The sequence below is a fragment of the Algoriphagus litoralis genome, assembly GCF_003259255.1.
Classification (GTDB): Bacteria; Bacteroidota; Bacteroidia; order Cytophagales; family Cyclobacteriaceae; genus Algoriphagus; species Algoriphagus litoralis.
Window position 1 is genome coordinate 358,717 of the sequence record NZ_QGOL01000006.1, and the last position, 23,837, is coordinate 382,553.

General features: G+C 44.2%; 15 protein-coding genes. 7 read left to right on the forward strand and 8 right to left on the reverse strand.

From position 1 onward, the window contains the following. Positions 1-72: 72 nt before the first annotated feature. Positions 73-3,066: an AsmA family protein gene (locus DK188_RS07265; RefSeq protein ID WP_111670137.1), complete on the forward strand. Its 2,994-nt coding sequence runs from the start codon at positions 73-75 to the stop codon at positions 3,064-3,066. A 265-nt stretch (positions 3,067-3,331) separates the two neighbouring features. Here DK188_RS07265 and DK188_RS07270 read toward each other — a convergent pair whose 3' ends face one another. Next, the gene (locus DK188_RS07270; protein WP_111670223.1) at positions 3,332-4,789 is read right to left on the reverse strand and encodes a pyruvate kinase; all 1,458 of its coding nucleotides are present in this window, start codon (positions 4,787-4,789) and stop codon (positions 3,332-3,334) included. 242 nt (positions 4,790-5,031) lie between these two features. Here DK188_RS07270 and DK188_RS07275 point away from each other — a divergent pair, with 242 nt between their 5' ends. The 4 genes from DK188_RS07275 to DK188_RS07290 all read left to right on the forward strand — a co-directional run bounded on the left by DK188_RS07275 (position 5,032) and on the right by DK188_RS07290 (position 8,309). Then, entirely contained in the window at positions 5,032-5,442 is a 411-nt protein-coding gene (locus DK188_RS07275) for a hypothetical protein (protein ID WP_111670138.1), read from the forward strand. A 16-nt stretch (positions 5,443-5,458) separates the two neighbouring features. Further along, complete coding sequence (locus DK188_RS07280; protein WP_111670139.1) at positions 5,459-6,061, forward strand: hypothetical protein; 603 nt, start codon at positions 5,459-5,461, stop codon at positions 6,059-6,061. Between the two features lie 266 nt (positions 6,062-6,327). Beyond that, positions 6,328-7,056 carry a DUF4397 domain-containing protein gene (locus DK188_RS07285; RefSeq protein WP_111670140.1) on the forward strand — a complete coding sequence of 243 codons (729 nt, stop codon included), beginning with the start codon at positions 6,328-6,330 and terminating at the stop codon, positions 7,054-7,056. A 152-nt stretch (positions 7,057-7,208) separates the two neighbouring features. Then, positions 7,209-8,309: a TIR domain-containing protein gene (locus tag DK188_RS07290; protein WP_111670141.1), complete on the forward strand. Its 1,101-nt coding sequence runs from the start codon at positions 7,209-7,211 to the stop codon at positions 8,307-8,309. 53 nt (positions 8,310-8,362) lie between these two features. Here DK188_RS07290 and DK188_RS07295 read toward each other — a convergent pair whose 3' ends face one another. The 5 genes from DK188_RS07295 to DK188_RS07320 form a co-directional block, all read right to left on the reverse strand. Further along, positions 8,363-9,742 (reverse strand): porin family protein, encoded by a 1,380-nt coding sequence (locus DK188_RS07295; RefSeq protein ID WP_111670142.1) that lies wholly within the window; start codon positions 9,740-9,742, stop codon positions 8,363-8,365. Next, a complete protein-coding gene (locus DK188_RS07300) occupies positions 9,729-10,277 on the reverse strand; it encodes an RNA polymerase sigma factor (protein WP_394335839.1) in 549 nt (182 codons plus the stop codon). Before DK188_RS07300 ends, DK188_RS07295 begins: the two co-directional genes overlap by 14 nt. A 22-nt stretch (positions 10,278-10,299) precedes the next feature. Then, on the reverse strand, positions 10,300-10,821 hold the full coding sequence (locus tag DK188_RS07305; protein WP_111670143.1) for a hypothetical protein: 522 nt from the start codon (positions 10,819-10,821) through the stop codon (positions 10,300-10,302). Between the two features lie 238 nt (positions 10,822-11,059). Next, positions 11,060-12,244, reverse strand: coding sequence for an ATP-binding protein (locus DK188_RS07310; RefSeq protein WP_111670144.1), 1,185 nt, complete (start codon positions 12,242-12,244; stop codon positions 11,060-11,062). A 991-nt stretch (positions 12,245-13,235) separates the two neighbouring features. Beyond that, on the reverse strand, positions 13,236-15,056 hold the full coding sequence (locus DK188_RS07320) for an alkaline phosphatase (protein WP_198672977.1): 1,821 nt from the start codon (positions 15,054-15,056) through the stop codon (positions 13,236-13,238). Positions 15,057-15,228: 172 nt separating this feature from the next. Between DK188_RS07320 and DK188_RS07325 the strand changes: the two genes are divergently transcribed. Further along, positions 15,229-16,290 (forward strand): phosphatidylinositol-specific phospholipase C1-like protein, encoded by a 1,062-nt coding sequence (locus DK188_RS07325; RefSeq protein ID WP_111670146.1) that lies wholly within the window; start codon positions 15,229-15,231, stop codon positions 16,288-16,290. Further along, the gene (locus DK188_RS07330) at positions 16,287-18,113 is read left to right on the forward strand and encodes a metallophosphoesterase (RefSeq protein WP_111670147.1); all 1,827 of its coding nucleotides are present in this window, start codon (positions 16,287-16,289) and stop codon (positions 18,111-18,113) included. The genes DK188_RS07325 and DK188_RS07330 overlap by 4 nt, the downstream gene beginning before the upstream one ends. An 837-nt stretch (positions 18,114-18,950) precedes the next feature. Here DK188_RS07330 and DK188_RS07335 read toward each other — a convergent pair. Both DK188_RS07335 and DK188_RS07340 read right to left on the reverse strand, forming a co-directional pair. Continuing rightward, positions 18,951-20,696: a RagB/SusD family nutrient uptake outer membrane protein gene (locus tag DK188_RS07335; protein WP_111670148.1), complete on the reverse strand. Its 1,746-nt coding sequence runs from the start codon at positions 20,694-20,696 to the stop codon at positions 18,951-18,953. Between the two features lie 45 nt (positions 20,697-20,741). Beyond that, the gene (locus DK188_RS07340) at positions 20,742-23,801 is read right to left on the reverse strand and encodes a SusC/RagA family TonB-linked outer membrane protein (protein ID WP_232825680.1); all 3,060 of its coding nucleotides are present in this window, start codon (positions 23,799-23,801) and stop codon (positions 20,742-20,744) included. Between the last annotated feature and the right edge of the window lie 36 nt (positions 23,802-23,837).

The following is a 23,837-nucleotide window of genomic DNA, read 5'->3' on the forward strand; positions in this document are numbered from 1 at the left end:
CCCAGAATTAAGTCTAGTTGAATCAATTCCAGCTTTGGTCCGTTGTCAAGTGTGTCATTTATAAAAAAACCAATGAAAAAGTTCATTCTTATATTTTTGGGAATCTTGGTATTTCTTATTTCCGCTGCGGTGGCAATACCCTTTTTGTTTAAAGACAAAATCATTGCCCGCGTCAATCAGGAATTGGATCAAGCCTTGAATGCGAAGATTTACTACGATCCGGATCAGGTTTCTTTGAGCCTATTTCGAAGTTTTCCTTCTGTGAGCGCCGGGCTTGGAGATTTTGGTATTGTTGGTTTGGAGCCATTTGAGAATGACACCTTGGTTCATGCCGAGGAACTAGCTCTGGACTTCAATCTGAAATCTGTGCTTTTTGACGATTATCCTACGCTTACTGGCCTCCACCTAAACGGAGGAGATCTCTATATCAAGGTTCTGGAAGACGGACGGGCAAACTATGACATCGTAAAGGAATCCACCGAACCCGAATCTGAGTCCGAAAGCAACTTTAAACTGGGCATCGACCTGATCGAAATCAATCAGGTCAACCTCATCTATGACGACCGATCTCTCCAATTTGTCATGGCTTTGGCAGAAATTGAGGCCAAAGGAAGCGGTGAATTCACGCTGGATGTGTACGATTTACCGCTTAAGGCTACTGCAACTATCGCCGATGTCAACTTCGAAGGTGTCCATTACCTAACAGACAAGAAGTTTACTGGAGAGACTTTGCTTCAAGTGGATATGGAGCAAATGAAGTTCACCATCGCTGATGGCCGATTTGGCTTGAATGATTTTCTCTTCGACCTAAGTGGTTCCATTGGACTTCCAGAAGATGGGATTGCACTTGATCTTACGTTTGGAAGTAAGGAAACTGATTTCAAAAATATCCTATCCCTCGTGCCGGGGATTTATACCGAGAGTTTTTCTACGATAAAAACTACGGGTACCCTCGCTTTTGGCGGTTTTGTAAAAGGACTCTACTCGGAGACTTCCTACCCTGATTTCGACATCAAGTTGGCCGTACAGGACGGAATGTTTCAATATCCTGATCTTCCACTTCCTGTGAAGGACATCAATATTGACTTTCAGGCAAAAAATGAAACCTCGCTAATCGAAAATACCAGCGTTTCCATCCCTGTTTTCTCTATGAATGTGGGTTCCAACCCGATTTCAGGCAATTTCCAACTGGCAAATCTTCGGGACTACGACATGGAAGGAAAACTAAATGGACGGCTCAACTTAAAGGAATTGACCTCAGTTTTCCCGATTGACAAAACTCAATTGGCCGGTATGCTGGACTTCAGCGCAAGCGCAAAAGGCCGCTATGATTCGACCATGAAAGTGCTTCCTAGCATGGACATTCGATTGAATCTGGAAAATGGTTTTGTGCAAAACACCGACTATCCGGTGCCCTTGGAGCAACTTCATGCCAAGGCAAGCATCGTAAATCAGGCAGGAACCATGCAGGACTTCTTGGTCGATGTTAGTTCGTTTGGATTTGATCTCGAGGGTGAAAAAATTGAAGGAAATCTGAAAATCAGTGATTTTGAAGCGCTAAACTGGAATGGCGCTGTAACCGGTGGCGTAGATTTGAAAAAGTTGACCGCCATCTTCCCGATTGAAGATACCAAGTTGGAAGGATTGATACAGGCCGATCTAAAAACTTCCGGTTCGTATGCTGATGTAGAAAGAGAAAGCTATGATCGACTTCAGGCCTCAGGCACTATTGACGTGAAGTATCTATACTATCAGTCAAGGGACTATCCACAAGGAGTTCGCGTCATTGAATCTCATGCAGACTTCAATCCTCAGCGGGCCACACTGACTAAATTTGATTCTCAGCTGGGCAAAAGCCCACTCCAAGCCAGCGGGTTCCTGTCCAATTACATGGATTACTTGCTTTCTGACAAGGGTGTCTTGAAAGGACAACTCAGCTTGAATAGCAGCAGATTTGATGTCAATGAATGGATGACAAACAGCACCGCTGACACGAGTAGCGCTGCTCTGGAAGTGATTCCTTTGCCAGAAAACATCGATTTCACGATGAATATGACAGCAAATGAAGTCATTTACGAAAATTTGAATCTGCAGGAAGTCAGTGGGAATATGACCTTAAGAAATGGGGTTTTGACTTTTTCCGAAACGGGCATGAAAGCCTTGGACGGTCGAATCAAACTAAACGGAAACTATGATCCTCGTGATCTTGCCGCTCCGGTTTTTGACTTTAATCTCGACATTTCTGAATTGAGCATCGCCAAGGCCTTCCAGAGTTTTGCGACGGTAAAAGCCTTTGCGCCTATCGCCAGCGATATCACCGGTCGAGTCAACACCAACATCAACTTCTCCGGATTGCTCGATCAAAATATGATGCCAGTCTTGTCATCGATCGATGTTCAGGGGATTTTGAAAATCGCAGAAGCAGCTTTGAAAGACAGTAAAATCCTGGAAACAGTGACTAGTTTGACACGACTGAAAGATGTAAATACTGTTGCGCTGAAAAACCTGAATATCCCGATCGTTATCCAAGATGGACGAATGGAAGTCAAACCCTTTGATCTGAGGCTTTGGGATTACGAAACCAACATTCAGGGAAGCGCAGGCTTTGACGGTTCGATCAATTATTTGCTCAATATGCAGGTGCCGGCAGGGCAATTTGGGGCCCAGGCGAATTCTATTTTGGCCACGATTTCAGGTACTGAAAGCAGTGAATCGACAATGATCCCTATTGCTATCAACCTCGGAGGTACTTACAATCAGCCAAAAATCAGTCTAGCAGGTGGAAACAGCATCGAGTCCTTATTGAGCAATGCGCTGAAGTCACGATTTGATTCCGAAAAGGAAAACTTGCAGGAAAAAGCCACTGCAGAATTTCAGGCCGCTCAAGACAGTATCAAACTAGGGCTGAAAATGAAAGCAGAAGTTTTCCAAGACAGTCTCAAAAAAGAGTTGGAGAAAAAAACCAATGAGACTGCAGGAAAGGCGGTCGATGAAGCCAAGAATTTGCTCAAAGGTCTCTTGACTAAACCAAAAGCAAAGGTGGATACGACAAAGGTGAATAATTAGAAAAAATGGAAGGCGCAGCGAAATAGGATTAAAAAATGCTTCGCGAAATACAATTGAGATAGGCTTCGCTAAATATGATGGGGATAGCCACCACTGCAACTAGAAAAGATAGTACTACAAATAAGAGTCTATCGCACAAATCGTCAACCTCTCGGAGCGTATTTCACGACTGCAGGGAGTAAAATTTCGAGAGGCGTATTTCGTGCAGCATAACTTGCATAGCCACCTCAGGACCATGGGGAGCGTATTTCGCGAAGCCTTTTTCCTATTTCTCAAAGAACTCCTTAGCAATAGTCAATGGGCGGAAAAGCAAGCGGTTTTTGATCCGAAGTGCGGAACTTCTGCGGGAGATATCCCGAAGGGTTTTCAGAACTTCGAGGGTATGCTCACCTTTATTGATCATGATGCATTCGGCCCGGGCGGCATGCCCTGCATCTGTCACTTCCGCTCGGGTGGCTACTCCTGATTTATGGAGATTTTCCAAGACCTGCGTTGCCCAAATCACAGGCACGTGAGCTGCTTCGCAAAGCCAGAGGATTTCATCCTGCACCTCCACCAATCGTTCAAAACCGATCTCAACTGCCAAATCACCACGTGCTATCATTACTCCAAAAACCTCATCCTTTTTTGCTTCCAGAATCAATTCCGGAAGATTTTTTACCGCTTCGTGGGTTTCTATTTTGAGTATGATAAAAGGAATGTCTTCAGCATATTCCAAAAGTGCTGCCCGAAGATCAGCAATATCCTGTGCTGATCGCACAAATGAAAAACCAACTGTATCTGCATTGGCACATACAAAGGAAAGGCACTCTCGGTCAAATTCAGTAAGAGTGGGTATCTGCAATGAACAGTCTGGAAAATTGATTCCTTTTTCGGATTTAATCACAGGCTTTTTGGAGGAGATGCGCACGATTTTCAGAGCGGCACTTTGCTTCTCAATCTTTTCGACCAAACCCAAAATCAAGCCATCATCGATGTAAACTCGATCTCCCTCCTTCAAGGCATCCAATACACCGGGTTCATTTGGGCTGATCACGATATCCTCATCTTTAAACCCTTTGGCTGATTCACTGAGCCAGATTTTTTGCCCGAGTTCGATTTTTACCTTTCCCTTTTTCTTGCCTTTGGCGAGGAGTTTGGTGCGGATTTTAGGGCCTGCCAAGTCCACATGGATCTTACAGGGAATCCCGGTTTCTTTGCTGGCGAGGCGGATTTTGTCTACCATCTCTTGCCAGACAGTCTCGTCATCATGTGCACAGTTGATGCGAGCAGTACCCATGCCTTTCTTCAGGAGCTTTGGTATGAGGTCTTTTTCCTTTAGAAACGAAGAATCAAAGGTCACCATGACCGATGAAGACCAATCTTCAGCTTTAGGTCCGAAAAGTCTTTTGCTGTTTTCTTCAATCTTTTTGCCTCCAAACTCAATCGTGCAGGTATCCAGCTGGTCAAAGTGCATCCCCAGATGCTCCAATGTTACCTGGATCTGACGTCGGGTGTGGCTTTCACAACTCGCCAGAGAAGATAGTCCATGATTGTGCAGCTGATACTGCAGTGCTTGGATGTCAGTCTTTCTCAGAATCAGGTAATTCAAAAAGTTGATTGCCGATTCCCGGTTTTCGGGATGGACGGATTGGATTTTTTCTGCGAATGCGTGTGGGGTCTGATCCATTTGTTCAAGTAATTGAAGCAATTGGACTTTGATCTCTTGAAGGGATTGGTTCATAGCTGAACTGTTCAGGGCTTGGAGTTTCACCTCTTATCGGGGAAAACGGAATAAGGTTGGCAATTTCCAGTGAAAATTCAGAATATTTTTTTGATGGGTAACATTAAGTTTGTTTCATTACTTTTTTGGCTTAATTCAGTATTTAATTTTGGTTTTACATAAATATTTTTAATATAATTTTTTTAAAGGAGACCAAACCTCCAAAAATTTTTACCGTGGAAGTGGCTTAAATCTCATAGCTTATGTTTCGCGCATTGCCTCTTCTTGTATTTCTTCCACTTGTCCTTGCCTGTTCAGAAACAGAGGCCCCACAAATTCCGCTTAGCCCCGAAACGCTTCAGGATGCTCGCTGGAAGATTGAATATTTTGAAGATGATGGAGTCGATGCTACCGACGATTTTGAAAACTGGCATCTGGAATTTTCCCCGGCTGGAAGTATCAATGCCTTTTTCAATGAAACCTTGGTGGCCACAGGCATCTGGAGAAGTGTCAGGGATGACGGAAAGGACGAGCTCTGGATCTCGCTGCCAAAAATAGGCGAATTGGAGGAGCTTAATGAGGACTGGTACCTGATCGAGCAAACCGAAACTCTGTTGAAATTGGAAGACAGAGGAGATGACTACCTCACCAAACTTCACTTAAAGAGAATTTAAACCAACACTACATACAATGAAAAAACTAGTGCTTTCGATTACTTCTTTATTTGTATTGACCTGCACATGGGCTCAAAGCACCGAAACCAAGGAGACGCTCTTGAATGGGGTCAATCTCTCCCAAACTGGATTTATGCTTGCTTCTACAGTCGGCGCAGCCAATTGGGATGGTGCAAATGTAGGTCTTTGGACCAATCGGGCGGGAGTCGTCTTTGCTGACAAATTTAGTCTGGGAGGCTTCTATTCGTTCTCAGTCAATGACTTTGTGCCGGATTCCGAAACTACCAGCAGCACCTACATGGACTTCAGATGGGTAGGAGGATTTTTGGAGTACACGCTCAAGGCTGGGAAAAAAGCACACCTTACTTTTCCGGTTTTGGTCGGTGGGGCCGAATTGGAACTTGATCAGGAAAGCGGATCTAGGAATCAATTTGGAGAGGCAAACTTTCTGATGGTAGAACCTGCCGTCCTGCTCGAACTCAACTTACTCAGCAATCTCAGGTTCCATATCGGCGGTGGTTATCGGATCGTGGGCGACTTCAGCTACCGAAACTTAGGTCCCACTGACCTTTCAGGCTTTACCGCTCAGGCGGGGATTAAGCTTGGAATATTCAACTAATGGACACTCCCAATTTTACCCCTAAGGCTAGGTTTTGGGTTTTACCGCGCAGATCTTCATGATGAACTCGCTTCAGGTAGATTGAGGAGCAGCCCATGTTTGGATTATCGGTTCAGACATGGGCATTGGTTTTATTCATTTTTCGAAAAGATACCGCTTGGAACCAAGCAATTGCACAAAAGTTAATGAAATCCTGCGGCTGAGTTGAAGCGAATCAGGCTACCATTGCGTTTTGGGAGAGTATTTGAAAACTTAACCCAACATTTATGCGCTTTTCATCACTAAGCAAAATGATTACCCATCGTGGCCTCTTGACAGCCACTTTCCTATTGGCAGGATCACTACTCCTAAGCAGCTGCCTCGATGATCTCGATTCTCCCGAATTGCCACCAGCTGCCTATGTGACCATCTTTCAGGGCGCACCTTCTGCACCTGCAATGGATATCTTTGCCAATCAAAACCGAGTCAATCAAAATCCTATCGAGTACTCCCAGATATTGCCTTACATTGCTTTTTTTCCGGGTGTTCGGGATTTTAGATTTTCCGCATTCAATTCTGCGACTTCCCTTTTGGAGAAGGACTTTGAACTGAAAGCTGATTCGGTTTACTCAGTGTTTGTCGCAGATAATGCAGCCGGAATTGATGCAATTTTGGTCAAAGACATCTGGGAGGAACCTACAGCAGACAAGGCCCAATTGCGATTTGTGCACCTTTCGCCTGATACCGAAGAAGTCTATCTGGAAATATCCGGCAGTACTAGCCCACTGGCAGAAGAATCAGTATTTAAGTCTGTATCTGGCTTCGAAGAATTGGCAAAAGGAAACTTCACCCTTACCGTGAAATCCGCTGAAACGAATGAAACGCTCATCCAAACCGGCACATTGGAGCTGAAAGGAAACCGGGTCTATACCCTTATCCTAAGAGGACTTCACGGAGAAGAAAGTGGAACAAAAAAACTTGACCTTCAGCTGATCACCAACTTTATCAACTACTAACCAGTAGAAAGACGCCTTATTTTTTTTTGGTTATTCCCGGAGCACAGGTGGGCTTCGGGAATTTTTTTTCTAACTTATTGACATCTAAGCTTTAATGACTTTTGAGTTTAGTTTAATCAATCATTTTTCCAACCATTTAAACTCACTATTCTATGTCAGAGGAAATCCCATCCGACCCTACATCCCTTCCGGTGGACTATCTCAGTCCGATGCTTGACCTGATCAATTCCTCACTCTTAACTTTAAACACACAGGATCTTCAGGAGATTACCATCATCCTGCAGAAAGGAAAGTCACTTTACAACAAAGCCTCAAAGGTCTACGAACCCAATGAATTTGAGCTGAGGATCATGGAAATGTGTCTTCTGAGCATCCAATCGACTTATTATTTTATCAAAGCGGCATATTCCAAACTGGAGGAGAAATATTCTCAGGCTCTGACTGAGTTTCAAAAAACCGTAGAAATCTGTACGGCTGGAAAAATTCTCATTGCGGGACTACTTCAGGAAGACGAGAAAGAATTTGAATATGCCTTATTTTTCTATCACTTTCTTTTCAGTTTCATTCAGTTCTCAGCGGAAGGTGAAGGCCTAGAGATAGCGCATGAAATTAAGATTGAAGCAGGTGAGTTTTCGGATTACTCGGCGGTATTGTTGGCTTCCGCTGCGAAATATCGTCAAATCAACGACCTAGATCTGGTCTTTGATGATACCAACCCCACTGTCCCTGCCCTGATTAAGTTACTCAATCGCCTGGCTGACATCAAGGAAGATAAAGCAGACAAAATCCACCTTAAAAAACATACGTTAAAGCATGTCCCCATCAGGTCTAAAAAGATCTTTCTTATCCATGGACATGCTGAAGGACTGCTTTTGGAACTTCAGGAAATCCTAGAGAAAAGGCTCGGAATGGAGTGTGTCATTCTCAAAAAGGAAAGCAACCAAGGGGATTCAGTTATAGAGAAGTTTGAGCGGAATGCCGGAGAATGCGGGTATGCATTTGCCATACTTTCTACAGATGATATCATTCAAAAGGATGGAGGAACATATTTTCAGGCCAGACCGAATGTGCTTTTTGAAATGGGCTGGTTTTACGGAAGATATGGGAGAAAAAATGTCTGTCTTTTAAAACAAAAGGATGTCGTGATGCCATCTGATTTGGGCGGCATAATCTGTTTGGAATTTTCTCAAAAAATCTCCGAAGTCTATCTCGAGATCGAAAAAGAACTAGACAACTTGTCCTTTTTAAAATAAAAAAACCACCCCAGATTGCTCCAGAGTGGATTTAGTTGGTTTAGCACTTCAATTTATTTCTGTTTGATATTTCTAAAGTTCACTTTGAAAGATGCTCCAACCATGCCGAGTTTTTCTCCATATCCGGAGAATTCCTGCAGCGGATAGTTGTAAAACGGCATAATCTCATAACTGGTTTTCTTGGATTCAAACAAGCGGAAATTGACCCCAAAATTAGCTGTCGCCAAAGGGAAAAAACGCTGGTTTGGTACGTTCAAAACCTGGGATTGATTTACTGATTCTGATCTCAGGGTAAAAGCACTCGAATTGGCCGAGAGCGCATCCAACACTGCAATCTGCCGGGTATAGGATGATTCCTGCTCTGCAGATTGGTTGAAAGTCAAAAGGTTAGAAAATCCCGCCTGGACTGAGATCGACTGATTGCGTGTGATCGGATATTTGAAGAAAACCGGAATATCCACTTGCACCTGCGCAATCTCCTGTGTCTGTGTGACTGGAGAAGAGAATCCAGCAACTTGCGCATAGCTTTGACTCTCACTTGCCTGATTGAGGTAGTTCACGGCCAAGCCAGAACCCATCACCAGCTTACCTGCGATATCCATGTCCACCATGACGCCAAGACCTAAGCTTGAGCCACTGGTGATCTGGGAGGAATTCTGAGAAGCACCAAAACCCGGATAAAGCCCAAGTGCAAGTCTGGCAAATGAAGGCGTATCCAAGATCTCCTCGATCTCCTCAGAAGTCAATTGGGGCTCTTTGGGCAATTCCTCTTTCAGCACCACTGTTTCTTCAAGTGCTTCTGAAGTCAGTTTTCCCTTATCTGGATCCATAGTTTCTTTGGTGGCTGCCAAAGATTGCATCAGATCTGGATTGCTGAGCTTTTCTGTTTTAGTTGCTTCTGGAGCCAGATTTTTTTGCTCCTTGGAAGGCTGGCTTTTGCTTGGAATGACCTCCTTGGGCTCTGCTTTGGGATCAATGAATGCGGTCTGCGATCGATTTACTTTTGGTTGTTCACTTTTGGTACTTTGCGACGGGGTAACCGACTGATTTTCAGTCTTAATTTCTGATTTGACTTCGGCTAGCTGGGCGGATTCGTCAGTGTCCTGAGTATTTTTTTCTTCCTTATTTTCAGGCATGATTGACTTACTGCCTTCTATCGTGGGCTTGCTTGTGCTCTCTTCCAAGGCAATTGGACCTGAGGGGTTAGCTGGTATGGTTTCCAGATTTTTGCTCAGCCAAAGCCCTCCTGCTACCAATAGCAAAGCCAAGGCAGCGGCAATTCCCGAGATCCAATAGGCGGTCTTCTTTCCGGTGCCGGCGGCACGTTTTTTGGAAAAGGCCTCCCAAGCCCCCAATTCATACGGAAGAGGGTTTTCTTCCTGCTGCTTACGCAGCATAGAGCCCAACCTCTTGGGTGTTTTATCTTCCTGCATATTCTTTCATGTGATGTTGAATTAACTGACGCAACTTATTTTTGGCCCGCGTCAGATAAACCCGGGAGGAGCTTTCGGTGATTTCCAGCCGATCAGCTACTTCCCTATGACTATATCCTTCTACCTCATAGAGGTTGAATACCAATTGCTGATCCTCGGGCAGCTGATGGAGCAGTTTGAGAATATCCTCAAATGCCAACTGATCCGGGGCATATATTTCATCAAATACCGGTGTTTCTCCATCCGCTTCGAGGTGATTTTGGAAGCGTTTGTCTTTCCGGTAATAATCTATCGCAGTGTTGACGGTGATTCTTCTGAGCCAGGACTTCAGCGAGGGGGCTTGATCCATTTTTTTGAATGAATCAAAACACTTCATAAAAGAGTCATTGGTAATCTCCTGTGCCAAATCCTTGCTTTTGGAATAGGACAGACTGATTCCCATGACGTAGCCATAGTATTTTTTAAAAAAGTACTCCTCATGTTTTTTTGACCGACGTTTGCAACCGTCAATCAACTCTTGGTCAGACCAGTTCAAATCAAAATACGCTACGTTAATTCTAAATACTCAGGTTGCAATTTCCCACACAATTGAAATCCCTAAAACTGCAATGCTCCCTTAGATAAATGGTAAACAGGTCCGTGGGTGGTTCCCGCAGAGCCTTTGCCAAGTCTATTTTGATCTCATCGATCTCCCGCTCGGAAGTAGGGGTACAGGAATTGAAATAACCCGTCAGGTAAACCTGCATCCTTCTGGGCGATGACTCTTGCCATTTACCGTCCCATACCAGTTCATAGCTTCCGTTACATCCTTTTGGACGCTCAATACGGATCGTAAGTTCATTTTGATTTCTGTTGATTCCCTTAATTTCAAAATTTACCTGGCAAAGGGATGGATCCTTCCTGTTGAAGTCCAGCTGTTGGTATTTGGCCAGATCAACGGCAAAGCGGTATCCCTGACCTATATTGAAATATGCCTCATCAAATGGATCTGAAGGATCTTCATCTGCCACAGAACAACTGAAGAGGAACACCAATAGAAGAAATCGGAAAACCGAGACCATGAATGATTTTTTACCCATGACGTAAGGGATTGAGGGATTCGCTACAAGGTTCGGAAAAAAAGTTTGCCTGGAAATATTCGGAATCGATAATTTATCGAATTGGGGGATTAGGATTTTTTTATTGTATCATTAGTTATTGGGTTATTTTATGAGCTAGGAACTCAAAATTCCTTGAATTGCATATCCTTTGATAGTACCTCGACAGTACAAATTTCGAAGAAGGGCGAGAGTAGTGGTAGGACTGTGGAGCAAAAGTTCAATAGAGGAATCCGAAAATCCAGAGTGGAATTTTGGAATTTAATCCAGTTTCGATCCCATCTGAAGCTACAAGGTGGTTTTCAGCCTTAGGCAGCTCTTTTCCTATGCCACCTACCTCTATATTCCATTTATGATCGATTAGGAAATCCCCGTTTTTAGGCAAAGTCAATTGATGCAAATATCCAACCTGATTTAGAAAAAAAGTTTCTCGGAGATTTCCTATATCCACATTTCTTCCCAAGGCAAACGCCAAGTTGGTGTTTTCAAGATATAACTTCTCCGGCTTTTGCAATAAAGAAATACCTTCATTTGACTGGTAAAGGTTTGTAGTCAACTTACTCTCATGGAGATAATGAAAGTACGTGAGCAGAGTCGTTCTATTGATTCCGATTTTGTGACTCAGCTTGGTGACATTGGGAATGAAAGGAACAGCATCGGCAATAATGGAAAGCAGCTGTTTAATTTTAGGCACATAGGCAAAATCAAATTTCCTTAATTGAGGCAGTTCTACCTCCAAAACCAAATTAACGATTGCCCGCAACTGCTGATTATAAAGCTCCCCGAACTCTCTTGAAAAAGGATAGTATCCCTGCTTGAGGTAAGCACCAAAGTATTGGTAGGGTTTGAATTGGCCAATCAAATCATGAGTCAACGCTTCGTGATTTGTGATTACCTCATCAAGGGTAAAGCTTTGGAGGTTTTTTCCCGTTTCCAGATTCACATATTCTCGAAAAGACATGCCATTGAGATGATACATCAGTGCTCTCCTACTCAAATCTGCGCTGGAATTTAAAATTTCCAAGAGGGACGAACCTGCAAAAACCACTTTCAATTCAGGATAGAAATCATAGATATTCTTCAGTTCTCTGGACCATCCAGGATATTTATGGACTTCGTCCAAAACCAAAACCTTCCCTCCCATTTTAGCAAACTGATCAGCAAGGTCAAGGACGCTATGGCTAGCAAACCAAATATGATCCAGCGAGGCAAACAGAGCACTTGTACCTGTTTCACTAAATTCTTTCTTGAGATACTGTAGCACGAGGGTGGTTTTGCCCACTCCTCGAGCACCGGTTATTCCTATCAGTCGGTTATTCCACTGTATTTTATGAATAAGACTTCGCTGAAATTGTAGGGAAGTTCCTTTCAACAGTTTTCTGTATAGTTCAAATAGATGCTCCATTTTGTTTATCTTAATGAACAAATTTAGTTTTTTTTGTTTATTTTGCTATACGTTCTTAATACAAAGTGAAGTTCTAAAGAATCAGAGACTAGACTGATGGGGAGTTTTCAAAGCCCAGCTTTTCAAAGCTGGGTCAAAAGAATAAGATGAACGTCTAAAGCGCCGGATCACCAAAATCATTTGGAAAAGAATGTCAATTCCAGCGCTATGGGCAGGATTCTTTGGGATTCCAAATCTTATGATAGGACCTAGACATTGAATCCCGATAAAAATCATGAGTCGAGGACCGGATCTATCGGGTGTGAATCGGTACAGAAATGACCTCAAAAGCAGTCTGAAGACTGTAAGTAAAAAGTCACTAGCTTCCCCAAACCAATATCCTTTGAAGGGTTATGAAACTACCCAAAGCTAAAATATCCAAGGGGGAGCTAGGGCGGAATGATTGGAAAAATGGAATTCCAAATGAATACAATTGGCATTTCATATCCAGCTTCCAGAGAAGCAAGATAACAGTACTAGGTTTTCTATCTTTTCCTCAAAGTTTTGTCCCTTTGATTACTAGTGCTGACTTTATGGACTGCTCTTTCAAATGGAGGAATTTTTTGCGCTCTTCATCTTTTAAAAAATCCTGGAAATCTTGGTCGCTGTCAAACTCTCCAAAGTGAATTTCAAACGGTTTTTCGATTTGGTGCTCAATAAAACTTTCCCCAGAGGGCCTTAACCGAAGCAGAAGCCGTCCATTATACTTTACTATTAGTGGAATAGCGACATCTTCAAATTCAAAAAAGACACTTTCTTGCCCCTCCTTGATATAGATTAACTGAGTAAAGTAAACCATTAGAATTCGATTAAGCCGATGATTGAAACCTGACCGAATTTATGAAATATGGTAATTCGGGATATGTCTCTTTTCAATAAAGTTTGAATTTAAATATTCCAATCCCTCATCTGGACAAGGTATTAGTCCCCAGAGCAGAAGAATAGCACAAGATCATTTTGAATGATATTTCCTCACCAATTCCATCACCTTATCAAATACTGCTGCATTTTCATAAATCCCTCTGAAATCCCCGGAATGCGGGCCATACGCAAAAATCGGAACCAAAATCCCCGTATGGTCATCGCTATGATACGCTAGCTCAACCTCACCCGTTTCTACATTTCCCTGCGGTAAAGATACTCCTCCGGTCTCATGATCCGCAGTAATGATCAGCAGCGTTCCTGGGTTTTCATCAGCAAAGCGGATCATTTCTCCGATCACTTGGTCAAAGTCAATCATCTCCTCTACGATGGTCGAGGTACTGTTTGAATGCCCCCCCGAGTCAATCATAGCGGATTCGATCATCAGGAAGAAAGGCTGATTCTTGGCTTTGAGAAAAGCTGTGCCTGCCAAAGCACTTTTGCTCAGAAAGTCTCCCCTACCCTTTTCCATAGTGGGATTTGAGCCTTCAGATGAGAAAAAACCAACTCTTTCTGCTTTTGAGTCCGCAATTTGGTCCAGCTCAGTCAGCAGTTCCACCCCAGTGGACTCCAGCTTGGACACCTGACTTCCGAAGGCTTTTTTTCCTCCTCCGATAAATAAGTCCAACTTACTCACAGGCAAATAGGATGCGATCTGCTCAGAATCGTCCCGCTCGGAATGATGCGCGTAGAAGGATGCCGGAGTTGCGCCTGTCAGCTGATCGGTAGTAATGATCCCGGAAGAAAACCCATACGAAGCCAAAATCTTCGGGAGATTGGGAAGACTGGTTCCATCCGGAGCCACACCCAGAGCGCGGTTATTGGTCTTTTTGCCAGTGGCATAGGCGGTAGCTCCAGCCGCAGAATCTGTGGTAAAATCATCTGCTGCCTGGGTTTTGACCAAGCCCATATTCTTCAACTGGGACAGATTCAACTCCCCTCCATTCGCAAAAAGTCCCGCAGAAATCTGTGCCAGCCCATTGCCATCACCAATGAGTAAGATGATATTTTTCACAGGAAGGGAGGTTCCATCTGAGGCGAAAGTAGGTTGGTAAATGTGCGATCTCGAAGCAGTAGCATAAACATTGCGGCTCAGCGTACTCAGGTAAATTTGCGCCACAGCCGGCTGATCAGTATTGATGTAGTCCACACCCATGTCGTAGAAGGCCTTCCAGGCAGACTTACTATCAGGAGCAGCCCAAAACCTCACCGGCTTTTCAAAGGAATGAACCAAGCCAATAAACTCGTCCAAACTCTTCTTTTGCTCTTCCACGATCCTTCCCTTCCCATTCCAGATGGAAAACTGGCGAAAGCTCAGGCTCACCATGCCGATCTTTTCCCAAGGTAGCGCATCGGTCAGTATTTTACTTTGGTAGTCAAAAAACACCCATTCCGGATACTTGGTATAATCTTCAGGCTTGGGACGGTTCCCGGAGATGATCAGCTTCAGTCCTGAGGGATTCTGGGCAGAATACAGCATTTCCTCAAAATCAGCGGCATCATTCACAATAGCTTCCAGAGTCGCATAGCCTTCCGTTTTGCAATCCACAAGCAGATGAAACCCAAACTCCTCGATCATGCCCAAGTCCACAGCTTTGCGAATCGGCTCAAGGTACAGGGAGCGCAGAGTCCGCTCAGGCTGGATACTTTCCTTCTCGTGAGCTACCATCAGGCTGCCATCCTGTAGGATCACATCCACCTCTATGCTTGCCGCACCAGCTCCGAATGCTTCCCAAAAAGGGACGTTCCGAAGGTAATCGTTGTGTGAATGGAGCTTGAAATCCTGCTGCGCAAAAAGCAGACTAGGAAGTAAAAAAAAGAGTACAAAAAGGCTTTTGCTGAGATTTTCCATAGCCAAAAATACAGGTAGAAAACCTAAAAAAAGTCCGGTTTTTATGATTTTGAAGGGAATTAACAAAAGGGTAAACCGGAGGAAACATCTCAAAAACGTTAACACAAACTTGACTTTGAATTAAATATTCCTGAAGCTGAAAGCTCCATCTTTCGGATTGAATCACCACAAAATGAATTGCATCAAACCTATTGTTTGTTCACTTGCCCTGAGCCTAGCTCTGGGACAAGCTTTCGCTCAGCGACTAAATGAAACCCAGGTCATTGGCAGTCACAACAGCTACAAAAGCTCCATGCCTGCACCGATTTTGGATTACCTGAAAAAAATCAACCCTGCCGCAGCGCAAAGTCTGGAATACGAACATCTGCTGCTGTCCGAGCAGTTGGATCTGGGACTTCGCAATCTTGAGCTCGATGTATTTCATGATCCAGTGGGAGGAAAATACAGCAATCCCAAGTCACTCAGCATGCTCCCAGCGGGAACTGTTTTTGATCCAAAAAAGGAACTGAATGAGCCGGGACTCAAACTTTTTCACGTGCAGGATCTGGATGTCCAATCCCATCACCTGCTGTTCAAAAATGCCCTCCTCGAACTGAAATCCTGGAGTGATCAGCATCCGGATCATCATCCGATTTTCATCCTGATCAATGCCAAAGATGGGCAGGTTCCCATGACTGTCAGCCCGCTGCCTTTCTCTGGTACTGCGCTGGATAGCATAGATCTGGAAGTGCGAACCTACCTGGGAATGGATAAATTGATTACCCCTGATCTGGTCCGAGGGAATTATGAATCACTGGAAAAAGCCGTTTTAGCTGGCAATTGGCCGGAATTGAGCGCTGCCAGGGGCAAATTTCTGTTTGTATTGGACGAAAGTGAAGCTAAAATCAGGCGCTACCTGAGCGAAAAACCCGAATTGAAAAACGCGGTCTTATTCGTAAACCTCAAAGAAGGAAATCCAGAAGCTGGATTCCGCATCATCAATGATCCAATCTCCAACGAAACCTACATTCAGGATCTGGTGAGAAAAGGCTACATCATCCGAACGCGTGCTGATTCTGATACCAAAGAAGCGCGGTCAGGAGATTACACAAAATTTGATAAAGCCAAAGCCTCCGGAGCACAGGTGATTTCGACAGATTATTACCTTCCGTCACGGCTCTTTCCATCCGAATATTCGGTGAGTTTTGGAAATAATACCTTTGAAAGATCCAACCCAATTCTAAACCAAAAGTGAAATTCACCAAACTGATCCCTGCCGTAGTCAGTGCAGGGATGCTTTATAGTTGGCCACAGGCACCGCTTTTCGCTCAGCATGGACTGGATGCAAAAGTGGCTTTTCTCTCCGACATCCACTTGCAGGATGTCTACGGTGACTTCCACTCTGAGGGATTCGACGGAGTCCTCAATCCCCGAAACGGCAAATCAGCGACGATCCGCACCATGGAAAGTCAGCTCAATTCCACTCGCTTATTCAATGAGAATTACTTCGCCCTGCTGGCAGCTTTGGACGAACTCAAGGAAAAGGGCATCAAACTCGTCGCTCTGCCCGGAGACTATACCGATGATGGTCAGCCGATGAATATTCTGGGTTTGAAAAAGATCCTTCAGCAGTATTCCGAGCAATATGGCATGCGGTTTTTCATCACTACCGGCAATCATGATCCAGTATCGCCTTTTGGTTCACCTGGAGGAAAATCAGACTTTATGGGTGAAAATGGGCGAAAACAGGCCGTTTTCAGTCTTCCGAGAGTTGATGACCCATCTGCAGCCATCAGTCAGGAAGTCAGCCACTGGGGTTATTTTGAGATCTGCGAGGCATTGAAAGACTTTGGCTTTTCCCCCGGCCCGCAAGATCTCTTTTGGACTCATCCTTTTATGGCTTTGGATTACGAAGGCTATGATTTCAATCAAGTGAGCGCAGCTTCCTCGATCCGTGACCGGATGTATATTGATCTAAAATCAGGGGCAAAGCTTCCCGATGCCAGTTATTTGGTTGAGCCTGTTGAAGGCCTTTGGCTATTGGCCCTAGACGGCAATGTGTACAGTTATTCCGGTGATCCTGCTTCAATGGACTCCACAGCATGGAGCGGCTCCAGCATAGGATTCAATTTGGCTTCCCAGACCAAAGCCCACCAACTGGACTGGATCAAAAAAGTCAGTGAAGAAGCAGCAAAACGGGGAAAAACACTGGTATCATTCAGCCATTATCCTTTGGCAGATTTTCACGAAGGAGCTTCTGAAGAAATGAAAGCACTCTTCGGTGCAGGCAAATTCCAGCTCAGCAGAGTCCCTCAGGAGGAAGTCTCACAGAAATACGCAGATGCAGGCATCCGAGTCCACTTTGCAGGGCATATGCATTTCAACGATACGGGAAAATTGGAAGGAGTCCAAGACCAGGACCTGCTCAATATTCAAGTGCCTTCATTGGCGGCTTTTCCACCAGCTTATAAACTTATGAGCCTAGAATCAAAAAAAACTATGAACGTACAGACTCAGCTTTTGCAAAAAGTAGATCGTTTTGATGAGTTTTTCGATCTCTATAAAATGGAACACAAGTGGCTCAGCCAAAAGGCGAGTTCCGCCCATTGGAATCTGGGGATTTTGGATGCAGTCGACTACCTCGATTTTACCCAGCAACACCTGCAGGAATTGATCAGAATGCGGTTTCTAAAGTCTGATTGGCCTGCGGATTTGGGGGTTTTAGTGAATGGCATAAGCCAATCCCAACTTGAGGAATGGCTAGAAAGCTCCCCACTCGAACGGGAAAAGGTAGTGGACTCCATTTTTCAATCCATCCAAAAATCAACTCAGAAAGGGACACTGATGGAAGATTTTTATCTGATCAAAAACGGTGGAGACCTCAGCGCCGGACTGGTTCCCAACTCCCGAATGGAGCTCTATCGCAGCTTGGAAATTAAACAGCTGGAAGGAAGAAAAGGTACCTTGAATGGTCAGTTTGCGGATTTCCTCAGAATATTCGGCAAACTATGCAATGGACTGCCATCGGATGACTTTTTTGTGGATTTGGTTGATTTGAGCGTGAAAAGGGTGGATTAATCTCCTCTATTGATTCAAAATTACAGAAATTAAATTTCCTTTAATGATTATCCGCAGTGATGCCAGTTGATCAAAATGCCCTCAACTTTTCAATAAGCTCGGCATCCGGATTCGCCGTTCATGACAGGAGAGGCTATTTCATAAGTACCAATTGATACATTGAGGTTAGTCAAAATATTACCCCATTTATAGAAAAAGGCCTTCGACTTCGGGACTCCAGACTCTCAGGTGCTACCAATGACAGGTTGTAATTTTGATTGAAATTTTTAAAAATTTAGAATTTTAATTCGAGTCCTTTTTAATTGTAATTGTTTATTTAGTTTAGACTCTTTCTTTTTTCATTCTTTTGGCTTGACCCAAAAGAACCAAAAGGTCAAGATTTGCCAAAGCTCCCACCCTGCCTTTGCCGGCAGACAGGGGCAAATCCTCCCAACGCGCCTATCCGATTAATATTTTTGCGCTAGCAGGTCAGCACTCAATCGTATTCTCAAACCTTCGATGCCAACCAATGACAATTTCCTGTCATACTCTTTTTGTTTGCATAAGAGTTATTTGGACACAGCCTGACACCGATGAACCTTTTGAGACAGCCTCTCTAGTTAAAAATTAAACGGTCCCTTCAATAATGTTGGTGAGCTGTTCGAACCAAACCGAGGTGAACATAATTAAAATTTGGCTTCTGGTAATAAAGCGGATATACACATTTTCATTAAAGAGAATTTAATCCCGATTGGGCTTATCAAAATTTGATTCAATTTTTGCTTAAACCACTGGAAATCAAAAAAAGCCGAACGGAACCCGCTCGGCTTTTTGGCTTTTTAACCACTTGAGAAATGTTTAATATCCTTGATTCTGAACCAAAAATCCAGAAATGTTAGAGGCACCGTCTATGGCTCGCTGCGGGATTGGGAAGAGTCTTTTATTGACATCGCTGTCAGTTTTCTCAGTCCAGCTGTCCTCATATTTGCCAAATCGAATCTGATAGGTTCTTCTCAAACCTTCCCAGTACAATTCAAATCCTGACTCTCTGAACAGAATATCCAAATCGATGGAATTCAATGGAGCAGGTGTCTGCGCAGGACGTGCGTTTCTTGACGTTCTGAGTGTATTGATATCAGCCAATGCTCCGGCATTGTCACCTTTTCTCAATTTGGCTTCAGCACGCATCAAATACACTTCACCTAAACGGATCAGTACAATATCCACGCTGCTGTTGCTGCAGCAATTAGGGGCGGTACGGCTAAACTGATACTTGGAGAATCTGTGACCGGTATTGTGAAGGCTTCCTTCGTTGCTGAAGTCTACCTGAAACGTATGATCTACATAGCGGATGTTGGCTCCACTGCTTCTTCTGTTGATGACTGGGTAAACTCTCACCTTGCCATCTTCGCATCTGATAATGTTACCGTTTGCGTCTTTTCTAGGACCCCAAATGATCCCACGCAAAATTCCACGGTCCATCTCAAAGTCATTCTCATCTACACAGTAGTAATGGTCTTCGTCATTGGTGGGATTCACGCCGGAGAGGTCCCTCAAGTTTTCTGGGATGATTGTGTTTTCTTGGAAAAAACGAGCATCTGCGTCAGCCGGATCTACATCTCCGTAGGCATCATACCAAGTCTGGATAAAATCAGGAGTAGCGGCTACGGCATCCGTACCACGAGTGCTTGGGAACTCAGGTCTTGGAACCTGATCACCAGAAATAGACCAGTACTGCCATCTGCTGTGTTCGGTCTGAAGTACGCCACGCTGATCCAGAGAGAAGATGATTTCTGGATTGGTGTTGTTGTTATCATTGAACAGATCAAAGTATTCGGGAGACAAGGAGTACCCGGAATTGATGATGCTGTTGGTGTATTGAATCACTTTGTCCATGTCTTCAGCAAGGAAGTTTGGTGTACCGTATGGATCCCGATAAACAGCCGCATTCAGATAAAGGCGTGCAAGAAGAGCCTCCACAGCATGCTTGTTCATTCTACCCGGACCGCTGGTGCTGCTGATCAAATTGACAACAGAAAGCAACTCAGTCTCCAAATAGTCCACAGCTTCCTGACCTCTGAGAATCTCAGACTGCTGATCTGAGCGGTCTTTTCTGAATACCAGACCCCAGTTATCCAAAGCCAGCATATTCAGGTAAGCTTTCATAGCGACCATCTCGTAAAGTGGATTTTGGGCGCTGGAATTTCCATTTTCCACTTCCAAACCCAACTGCTCCTCAGCAGCCACAGCCCGGGACAAAGTCAGTGTAATGAAAGTCCAGGAATCTGCCACCAAGCTATTGCTTGGCGTCATCAGATGTTGGTGTACCGCGATGAATTTACCGCCGTCAAACCAGTCTGTACCACCACGATACGGTAAGATACCTTCGTCAGAAGCAACTTCCTGCAGTCCAAAGTTGACAGTGTGAAGCCATACCTGACGGAGCATTCCATACACAGGAGCGATTGATCCGCTCACGATTTCCGCTTGACCTGTACCAGTCAGTGACTCATCGAGCACCTCTTCTTCTAAGGTGGTACAGCTTAGAAATGCCAGAAAGAAGGCAGCTGCGGGGATTAATTTTCTAAAACTGATCGTCTTCATAATTTTAATTTTATCTGAAAGATGAATAAGCATCTGTCTTTTTTTTTAGAATGTTAGGTTCAGATTGACCATGAATGTCCTTGCTTTAGGATAGGTAAATCGGTCGATGCCGAAAGTCTGGATTCCACCAGAGCTTGTTCCGGTATTGATCTCCGGATCAAATCCTGAATAGTCTGTGATCACGAACAGGTTTTGGCCAGTGACAGATAGACGGATGTTCTGGAAGGCATTACCCGCTCCTATGAGGTCTGGTCTTAGATTGTATCCCAGTGTCGCATTGTTCAATCTGAAGAAAGAGCCGCTTTCCAAGTATCGGGTAGAAACCGTGTTTGAATTGTTGAAGGATTCAGACGGGAACTGGACTGCAAAATCCGTGGTATTGTTGGATCGTGACAGTTGCGCTTTAGTGAAAAGCGACATGGTGGTATGGTTGTAGATTTTGTTTCCTGAAACTCCATTGAAATTAAGTCCCAAATCAAAATTCTTGTAGCTCATATTGGCGTTGATTCCATAGATAAGCTTTGGAATCGCACTTCCCACCACACTTCGGTCATTGTCAAGGATTTCGCCGTCTCCGTTGATATCCACAAAACGGTTCAGCCCATTTTCTGCAATGCCATCAAACTGCAGCATGTAGAATGCACCGATTGGCTGGTTGTTGATGTACCCGTTGATTGTTGCGCCGGTCTGACCTGCACCTTGCGCTGCACCTGTAGTCAAGACGGAATAAGGGGAATCACGAACTTCATTTTGGATATAAGTGATATTGCCGCCGATGGTATAGGAGAAAGCAGACTGTGCGTTGTTGCTGTAGTTCAAAGCCAATTCCACTCCACTGTTGTGGATTTTCATGTCTTCGATATTATCCCAATAGGTAGAAGTAGGCTGAACTGGATCCGCAGGAACTACCTCAAGCAAAATATTGGATGACACCTTGTTGAAATAATCCAAAGTACCAGTCAAGCGATAATCCAGGAAGGCAAAATCCAACCCAAAGTCAAACTGGGTAGATACTTCCCACTGCAAATCCGGATTTGCCAAACGGGTGAATACAATTCCGTATGGATAATCATCCAGTGAGTTGCCATCGGTATCGATTGGATAGGTATTTAAGCTTCCTGATCCAGTCGCCAAACGATCTTCTGAGAAGCTAGCCTTGGTGATTTTGGAAGGGATTTCCTGATTTCCGGTTTGTCCCCAGCTGGTTCGAAGTTTCAGGTTGTCAATACCTGAATTTGCCATGAAAGCTTCTTTGCTCAGGTTCCATCCTAGGGCAAAAGAAGGGAAGTAACCGTACTTGTTGTTGTCACCAAACTTGGATGAACCATCAGCTCTGATTGTCGCAGTGAACAGATACTTATCGCTGTACACGTAATTTAATCTACCAAAGAAGGATTGCAGTTCATTTTTCACAGCTGAAGCACTGACCGTAGTTGGAAATTCGCTGGTGCTGTTATGATCCTGATATCTTGGTTCGATATTGTTTGCAGCGAAACCGGTGGCAGAAGTACTTCTGAATTCCTCCAGAAAAGACTGATACGAGTGACCTGCCAAGGCAGTAAAATTGTGCTTGTAATTGTTCCAATTGTAGGTCAGGGTATTTTCTACCAAGCTATTGGTATTGGAAGCAATCAATTCATCAAGCGTACCCAGTGAAATGTTGGATTCATTTACTACATCTGTGAAAGGGATATACTGCTGGAATCTGTTGGTATTGGAGAAATCCACACCAAGATTTAGCTTGTAGGTAAGCCCGTCAAAGATTTCAAAAGAGGGAGAGATTGTTCCCAAAATCCTGTTGTTTACCGCATCGTCTGAGTACAGCTCATATCTTTTCAGCGGATTCAGGTTGTTGGTATTTAGGAGCGTAGGTTCGCCGTTAGTATATGCAGGAATCGTAGGATTCAGGTAAAGCATATCACTAATCGTAGATCCGATGCTTGGTCTCAAATTTTTCGTGTAGGAAGCTGTCAGGTTGTAATCTACAATCAGCCGTCCCTCAAATGCCTTCTGGTTCATATTCAACTTACCGGAATAGCGGGACAGGTTGCTGTTTTTCAGAATACCTTCCTGATCTTGATATCCTAAGGAGGCGAAGTAGGAAAACTTCTCAGAATTAGCTCCACTCATGGAAAGGCTGTAATCCTGGGAAAGTCCTACCTGAGTCAATTCATCCTGCCAGTTGGTGTTTCCATTAAAATCTTCCAAAGCACCTCCTACTGCAACTACCTGACGACGAAACTCATCCGCGCTGAACACATCGATTTGATTTGACATTTTAGACCAGGCAGTGGATGCGGAGACATTGACTTGGGAGGTTCCGGACTTGCCTTTTTTGGTGGTGATGACGATCACACCATTTGATGCCCTTGATCCATACAGTGCAGTTGCACTAGCATCTTTCAACACATCGATGCTCTCGATGTCGTTTGGATTAAGGAAGGTGAGTGGATTGGAGGAAATCCCAGTGCTGGTGTTGTCCAAAAGAAAACCATCCAATACATAGAGTGGCTGGGTTCCAGATCGCAAACTTCCGATACCCCGGATGATCACATTTTGATTGGCACCCGGCTCGCCGCTTGTTGAGGTAATGTTAACACCAGCTACTTTACCCTGCAGGAGATCCACAGGATTGGTGATGACTCCACGGTTGAAGTTTTCACTTTTCACAGAGCCAATAGCTCCAGTCACGTCGGAACGCTTTTGCGTACCATAACCCACCACAACCATTTCATCCAGCTGTCTTGCATCTGGCTCCAATTGGATAGCCAGTGTAGAAAGTCCGGCTACTGGGACTTCTTTTGGTGTGTATCCAAGGTAAGAAATCACCAACACCGCATCTGAAGGCACATCGATGGAGAATTTGCCATCGAGATCAGAAATGGTCCCATTGGTTGTTCCCTTCACCAGAATCGCTGCTCCTGGCAATGGAGCACCTGTCTCATCAACGACAGTACCTGTGACTACTTCGAATGCACTTTTTGTTTCGATGGGTAAAACTGGTGCAGCGACTGCAGCTGCTAAGCCCATCATTGAAAAGGACAAACCAAATAACAAACCCGATCGGAGCGATCTGCCTGTTTTGGAGATTGTAAAGTTTCCCATGTTCAATAGGTTTAGAATGATTGATTAAGCCACGAA

Bases quoted from the DNA above. Each gene is read 5' to 3' on its own strand.
- DK188_RS07265 (WP_111670137.1), top strand. From the start codon at position 73: ATGAAAAAGTTCATTCTTATATTTTTGGGAATCTTGGTATTTCTTATT.
- DK188_RS07270 (WP_111670223.1), bottom strand. From the start codon at position 4,789: ATGAACCAATCCCTTCAAGAGATCAAAGTCCAATTGCTTCAATTACTT.
- DK188_RS07275 (WP_111670138.1), top strand. From the start codon at position 5,032: ATGTTTCGCGCATTGCCTCTTCTTGTATTTCTTCCACTTGTCCTTGCC.
- DK188_RS07280 (WP_111670139.1), top strand. From the start codon at position 5,459: ATGAAAAAACTAGTGCTTTCGATTACTTCTTTATTTGTATTGACCTGC.
- DK188_RS07285 (WP_111670140.1), top strand. From the start codon at position 6,328: ATGCGCTTTTCATCACTAAGCAAAATGATTACCCATCGTGGCCTCTTG.
- DK188_RS07290 (WP_111670141.1), top strand. From the start codon at position 7,209: ATGTCAGAGGAAATCCCATCCGACCCTACATCCCTTCCGGTGGACTAT.
- DK188_RS07295 (WP_111670142.1), bottom strand. From the start codon at position 9,742: ATGCAGGAAGATAAAACACCCAAGAGGTTGGGCTCTATGCTGCGTAAG.
- DK188_RS07305 (WP_111670143.1), bottom strand. From the start codon at position 10,821: ATGGGTAAAAAATCATTCATGGTCTCGGTTTTCCGATTTCTTCTATTG.
- DK188_RS07310 (WP_111670144.1), bottom strand. From the start codon at position 12,244: ATGGAGCATCTATTTGAACTATACAGAAAACTGTTGAAAGGAACTTCC.
- DK188_RS07320 (WP_198672977.1), bottom strand. From the start codon at position 15,056: ATGGAAAATCTCAGCAAAAGCCTTTTTGTACTCTTTTTTTTACTTCCT.
- DK188_RS07325 (WP_111670146.1), top strand. From the start codon at position 15,229: ATGAATTGCATCAAACCTATTGTTTGTTCACTTGCCCTGAGCCTAGCT.
- DK188_RS07335 (WP_111670148.1), bottom strand. From the start codon at position 20,696: ATGAAGACGATCAGTTTTAGAAAATTAATCCCCGCAGCTGCCTTCTTT.
- DK188_RS07340 (WP_232825680.1), bottom strand. From the start codon at position 23,801: ATGGGAAACTTTACAATCTCCAAAACAGGCAGATCGCTCCGATCGGGT.